A 5,015-nucleotide genomic window follows, 5' to 3' on the forward strand; every position below is an offset into this window, starting at 1 on the left:
GGCTTCCTGACCCTTTTCCCTGCCGTAGCCAGACTGCTTCACTCCACCGAACGGCGTTTCTACGCCGCCGACGTACCATCCATTCACGTACACCTGGCCAGCCCAAAGGCGATCCGCGCTCCAAAGAGCCCGGTCGATATTCCGGGTGAAAACGCCCGCTGCCAAGCCTTGATCGGTATCGTTGGCCAGTTCGATACCTTTTATCGGATCATCGAAAGCAGTAACGGAAAGAACAGGGCCGAAGACTTCTTTCTGGAAAAGGCTACTGTCGGGCGCGACGTCGGCAAATACAGTCGGCGCCATGAAATAGCCACTTCGCTCCGAAAGTGCAGTTCCGCCGGTCACAAGACGTGCCCCTTGCGACAGGGCCATCTGGCAGGCTCTCTCGACTCCCTCTCGCTGTTTTTGAGAGATCAACGGGGTGATGTCGCAGTTTTCGCGCCCTGGCCCAATTGACAGTCCTTCGACGCAAGCCTTCACCCTTTCTAACGTTTCATCAGCGATTGAACGCTCTACAAGCAATCTTGTTAGGTTGTTGCAATTCTGGCCAGCATTTAGATACGTTCCGATACGCACCGCTTCCACGACGGCATCGAGATCGGCATCGGAATAGACGACAGCGGCTGATTTGCCGCCAAGTTCCATGATGCAGGGTACGATGCGCTCCGCTGCAGCCTTGAGCACGGTTCGCCCGGTTGCCATGGAGCCCGTAAAGACGATGTGGCGAACATCGGGATGATCGATCAGCGCCTGGCCTGCCGTCTGGCCGTACCCAGTGAGCACGTTTACTGCTCCGGCAGGCAGACCCGCGGTCTCACAGGCGCGAGCAAGTTCGATGCCTGATAAAGGAGCCAGTTCCGGGGACTTCACTACCACTGAGTTCCCAGTTGCAATGGCGCAAGCTAACGAACGGGCCGTCAGTTCGAGGGGGCCGTTCCAAGGAACGATCTGGGCTGACACTCCGAAGGGGCTTCTGACCGTATAGTCGACAAGATCCGCCCCCCGCGGAATAGAGCGACCTTCGAGCTTATCCGCCAAGCCAGCGTAGTACCGCAGGTATCTGACGGCGGTCCGCACCTCGCCACGGGCAAGGTCCAACGCCTTCCCAGTCTCTATGCAGTTAATGATCGCGACCTCGTCGCTGCGTGCCTCAAGTGCGTCCGCCACGCGGAAAAGCATGCGCCCACGGTCGTACGGGTGCATGTCTATCAAAACGCGGTCGCGAAAGACACGATCGGCGGCAGCAACGGCGCGATGTACTTCTTCAGGTCCTGCTTCTGCGATAACCGCTACCGTCTCCCCGTTTGAAGGGTCATCAACCTCGATCCGTTTGCCGGACGAACAATCTCTCCACTCCCCATCGATGAAATTTTTGATCACTTCTTCAGGAGCCATTCCAGTCCTCTCTGGAATCTCACCAAGGCGCACCACCGCACGTAGGTGTGGTCCTGAGGCTTGGATGCACGAATGGCATGGCCTCGGCTAAACGGAGGCGGCGTCAGGAGTAACAACGTGGCCCTTTACATGTCGAGACCTTGGCCATTATGCAATCACTTACCTATGCCATTGTTTTTCATAGAGATGCCGCCAGCGGCGGCTGCATGTATACACTCTTAGGACAGGCGTCTGTCTCAGGGTGGCCAAAGGTCATGCAGCACTGTTGGACTGGCGGCCTTGGCCTCTTCGATTTCCGCCGGAGATACGCGATTGGCCAATTGGCCCAGGACCGAACGGGCAACCTCTTCCGGATTCACCGCCGGGTCGCGGTGGACGCTGTCATGGATCCGGTCGAGAAATGAATTCCGGTTTTTTGCCTTGGCGCAGCGGCCGGGGTGCCAACCCTCGTAGTAAAAGCCCCGCAGTAGGGCAGGCAACTGCGCGCCCATGTACACGGCCTCATCGTGATCCAGGTAGTCGCGCAGGGCCTGCAATGTCGCAATCAGGGCTCGGAAAACCCGCTCTCGATCATGCCAATCAAGTCTCCACGCCAGATCGCTGACCCAATCCTGGGTTGCCTGCAAAGAATTGCTTGGGTCGCAACTAGCGTACATCAGTGTTTCCGTGCTCTCGACATTCAGGACGATCATTCCTGGCGCGGAGCGACTTAGATTGGTAGCTTGCTGCGCACCAGCCGAGGTGCAGCGCAGTCACCATAGTTTGCGCACCTTCAGGAAACCGAGACACCTACTGCAATTCTCGGGCCCGTCCCGCGCCATTCCCGGCTTCGACTGACTCGTAGTTGCGCAGCATCATTTCAGCTACACTGAATTTTTTTCGTCCTTGCTGCGAAGTCAGGTGGGCGTCGATGTCCGGATAGATAAAGAAAGGAAGCGAAATTCGGTCACTCAGACCACTGTGCGCGACCTGATGCGGCGTACTTTTGAAGCGGTCGTCACTCAAAACTTGAAGCATGTCACCCAAATTGACCACGAGACTATCGGGCAGGCTCGGGACTGGCAACCAGCGTCCGCCCAACCAAACCTGCAATGATCGGGTGGGGAGCTCCTCTTGAAGCAACAGCGTGAAGAAGCCACCGTCGGTGTGTTTGGCGCAGGTGCCGCTGCGCGCTGGATACCGGATCACGCGTTGCTCAAGCGTTGGCGGGCTGAAATGGCTTCTGAACCAGCCCTGTTCCATACCAATCAGTTCGGCAAGCGCCGTTCCGAGTTGCGGGACAACTCTGCTGAGCACGGTCGCCTGCAAAGCAAGGAGGCTTCGCGCGAAACCAGGAGCCAATGCGTCATCCGGGAGGCGCGTGATCCCGGCAAACGGCCGGTCGCCTTCGCTATCAATGCCGAGGTCGAACACTTCCTTCGCATCGGGGCCTGCCTCGGGATGTAATATTTCGCCGTTCAACCGACTGTAGCCACGGGCGATAGTTGGGTATATGCCTTGAGCGGCGTGATCATAGCGTTCCTTGATCGACTGTGGCAGAGCAAAGAACCTCCGGGTCGACTCGATGGCTTGTGTGATCTGTTTCTTCGGAATGCCGTGCTCGATAAGGTAGAAAAAGCCGCACTCTTCGCAGGCCGCCTGCAAGCGCTGTTGCTCCTCGCGTCGGGTTGCGTCGGCTCCAAGTTTCGCGAGTGAAATTTGTGGTAACGTTGTCATAGTCGTCATCCCTTGATGCTTTTCACTTGTGAGGCCAGAAATTCAGTAGCTTTCCTTATCCGCGACCGCCCGCTTTCGTTTGGTGTCCGCCGCGACAGAGGCGCCAGCACCCTTGGATGGCAGCATCTCGTGGCCAATTATTGTAGCCGCCCATCCGGCTCGCGGGTCAACTCAGGCACATACGACACGTAAGGCATATGACACAATCGGGCCAAGATATTTCGTCGCCGACCATCAAAGTCGACGTCACTCAAAGCCCGCCAATCCATCAGATCTTTCGAGCTGTATTGCCACTATTGCACGCGACTCTCAGCAGATCTGTCCTTATAGATACGCCTCAGTTGCTGATTCAGCCATGCTATGCACAACACTATTAGGCATCATTCCTATCGTCAACGCGGAACGCGTTAATATTTTTTACAACACTATTGCTTATCCGCCTCTTCATTTTAATATTTATGCCATGTACTACCAGTTCGCAGGAGACCCGTTCAGCGATACGCGGAAGATCGGCTCCAACGTCGATGTTCGCGTCGAGCGAACCTGACGTCGAGGGTTCATGGCTGAGAATGGAGCAACTGCAGGTTTTGGACCGCGAACGAGTTCCTCGTTAAGCCTGCAAGAGCAACGCCGGCTTTTCGTCAGGGGAGCGAACAACTAGCAAACCAAGACAGAGTGGGCTGGCGGCAAAATCTCTCTGAATATCACATTTAAATTCCGATCGGACGTAACATTCATATATCCACACATGCCAATCAGGTCTATCTTCGTCTCTGGGTGCATTACAACGTAATTATTCCTGCTCCTATAACTTTTATGGCAGCGGTTGTTCGACTGCATGTCTCCGTCTTCCGTATCACGTTCTTTATGTGGAAATTGACAGTATTTGTCGATATACTTAATATCCTTCCTATCTCCCAGGAGGATTTCCCTTTCGCCGTCCATAGGATGCACTCTTTTTCTCTCGGAGAAAGGAGAGGCATCTTTTCGCCGACGCTTGAGTTGACAGACTTCGCGATTCTCAGATGGAAATGTAAGGCTGCGAGCTGCAAGTACGTGACTGTTCTTTTCCCGAATTCGCCCTCCCCGGCCTGAGCAAAATTCATGATCGCCAAGCTGCCGTCGGGGTCGTGCAATGGAACGCTGACGCCTGACTTCATTCCGAATGTGGCTGCCTCGTCGAAGAAGCGCCGCTCGCCATCAGTCGTGCTTGCGTCGTCGTACACCTCACTCCATCGAAAGGCACTTGCTCGCGTTTGACTGGTCCGGATGATGGGATCCACTGTTTCGTAGCTCATTTCGAAATAGCGCTCCTGCCACTTATCAGGGTACTTCAGCATGACCTCAGCATCGCCTCGGACCGGCTTCATGGCTCTTTTGTCTGGCGTAAGCCTTCCATAGGCCAGCCAAGGACAGTTAAAATTCAGAGCGAAAGTAGATAGCAGGCAGAACAAGTGATCGGACTTTCCAACCCTATTGGTGTGGTCAAGAAATTTGCCGAACTCGAGAGCAAACGCGTCGCTAGTAGCGTCATGGCAATGGATCTTGGGCGCCGAAGAAAACTGGTCGGACATTCTGGTTGGGAGCCCTCGAATTTGAGAGATAGCAGTTATCCGCCGGGGTTCCATAATTCTGCTCCGTTGCCAATTGCGATGGGTATCTTCCGGAACCCACGGCTTCTGGCTTTGCGGCGACGAAGCCACCGTCCTCAGCAGCCGACATCGCTAGAGCTCTAGCATCTCATTCTGACTGACTGAGTTATTTTAAATTTAAGTTTTTGCTTCGCCACGTCATGCGACTGCAACATAAAAACGGCTTTTGGATCACGGTCGTTCGGAGCCTTGGCAGCTTGAAACGCCTCAGGGCTTCACCGCTCGTTGGAAGCCCCTCGGCCTGTTATCAAG

General features: G+C 55.1%; 5 protein-coding genes. 1 reads left to right on the top strand and 4 read right to left on the bottom strand.

Annotation, left to right across the window (positions count from 1 at the left end):
* From C1D09_RS22000 to C1D09_RS22010, 3 genes are all read right to left on the bottom strand, one after another.
* Positions 1-1,395, bottom strand: a 1,395-nt coding sequence (locus C1D09_RS22000; protein ID WP_143976286.1) for an aldehyde dehydrogenase family protein, incomplete at its 3' end; no start/stop codon positions are given.
* A gap of 236 nt (positions 1,396-1,631) precedes the next feature.
* Positions 1,632-2,087: a DUF2267 domain-containing protein gene (locus C1D09_RS22005; protein ID WP_246135827.1), complete on the bottom strand. Its 456-nt coding sequence runs from the start codon at positions 2,085-2,087 to the stop codon at positions 1,632-1,634.
* Between the two features lie 97 nt (positions 2,088-2,184).
* Positions 2,185-3,111, bottom strand: coding sequence for a 2-oxoglutarate and iron-dependent oxygenase domain-containing protein (locus C1D09_RS22010; protein WP_143976287.1), 927 nt, complete (start codon positions 3,109-3,111; stop codon positions 2,185-2,187).
* Positions 3,112-3,223: 112 nt separating this feature from the next.
* Here C1D09_RS22010 and C1D09_RS22015 point away from each other — a divergent pair, with 112 nt between their 5' ends.
* A complete protein-coding gene (locus tag C1D09_RS22015; RefSeq protein WP_143976288.1) occupies positions 3,224-3,658 on the top strand; it encodes a hypothetical protein in 435 nt (144 codons plus the stop codon).
* Positions 3,659-3,893: 235 nt separating this feature from the next.
* Here the strand turns inward: C1D09_RS22015 and C1D09_RS22020 are convergent, their stop codons facing one another.
* Entirely contained in the window at positions 3,894-4,685 is a 792-nt protein-coding gene (locus tag C1D09_RS22020) for a helix-turn-helix transcriptional regulator (RefSeq protein ID WP_246135828.1), read from the bottom strand.
* Between the last annotated feature and the right edge of the window lie 330 nt (positions 4,686-5,015).

Origin of the sequence: Mesorhizobium intechi (assembly GCF_002879535.1) — a bacterium.
In the GTDB taxonomy this organism is placed as follows: domain Bacteria; phylum Pseudomonadota; class Alphaproteobacteria; order Rhizobiales; family Rhizobiaceae; genus Mesorhizobium; species Mesorhizobium intechi.

Excerpts from the sequence above, each read along its gene's own strand:
- C1D09_RS22005 (WP_246135827.1), bottom strand. The coding sequence starts at position 2,087 with ATGATCGTCCTGAATGTCGAGAGCACGGAAACACTGATGTACGCTAGT.
- C1D09_RS22010 (WP_143976287.1), bottom strand. The coding sequence starts at position 3,111 with ATGACAACGTTACCACAAATTTCACTCGCGAAACTTGGAGCCGACGCA.
- C1D09_RS22020 (WP_246135828.1), bottom strand. The coding sequence starts at position 4,685 with ATGTCCGACCAGTTTTCTTCGGCGCCCAAGATCCATTGCCATGACGCT.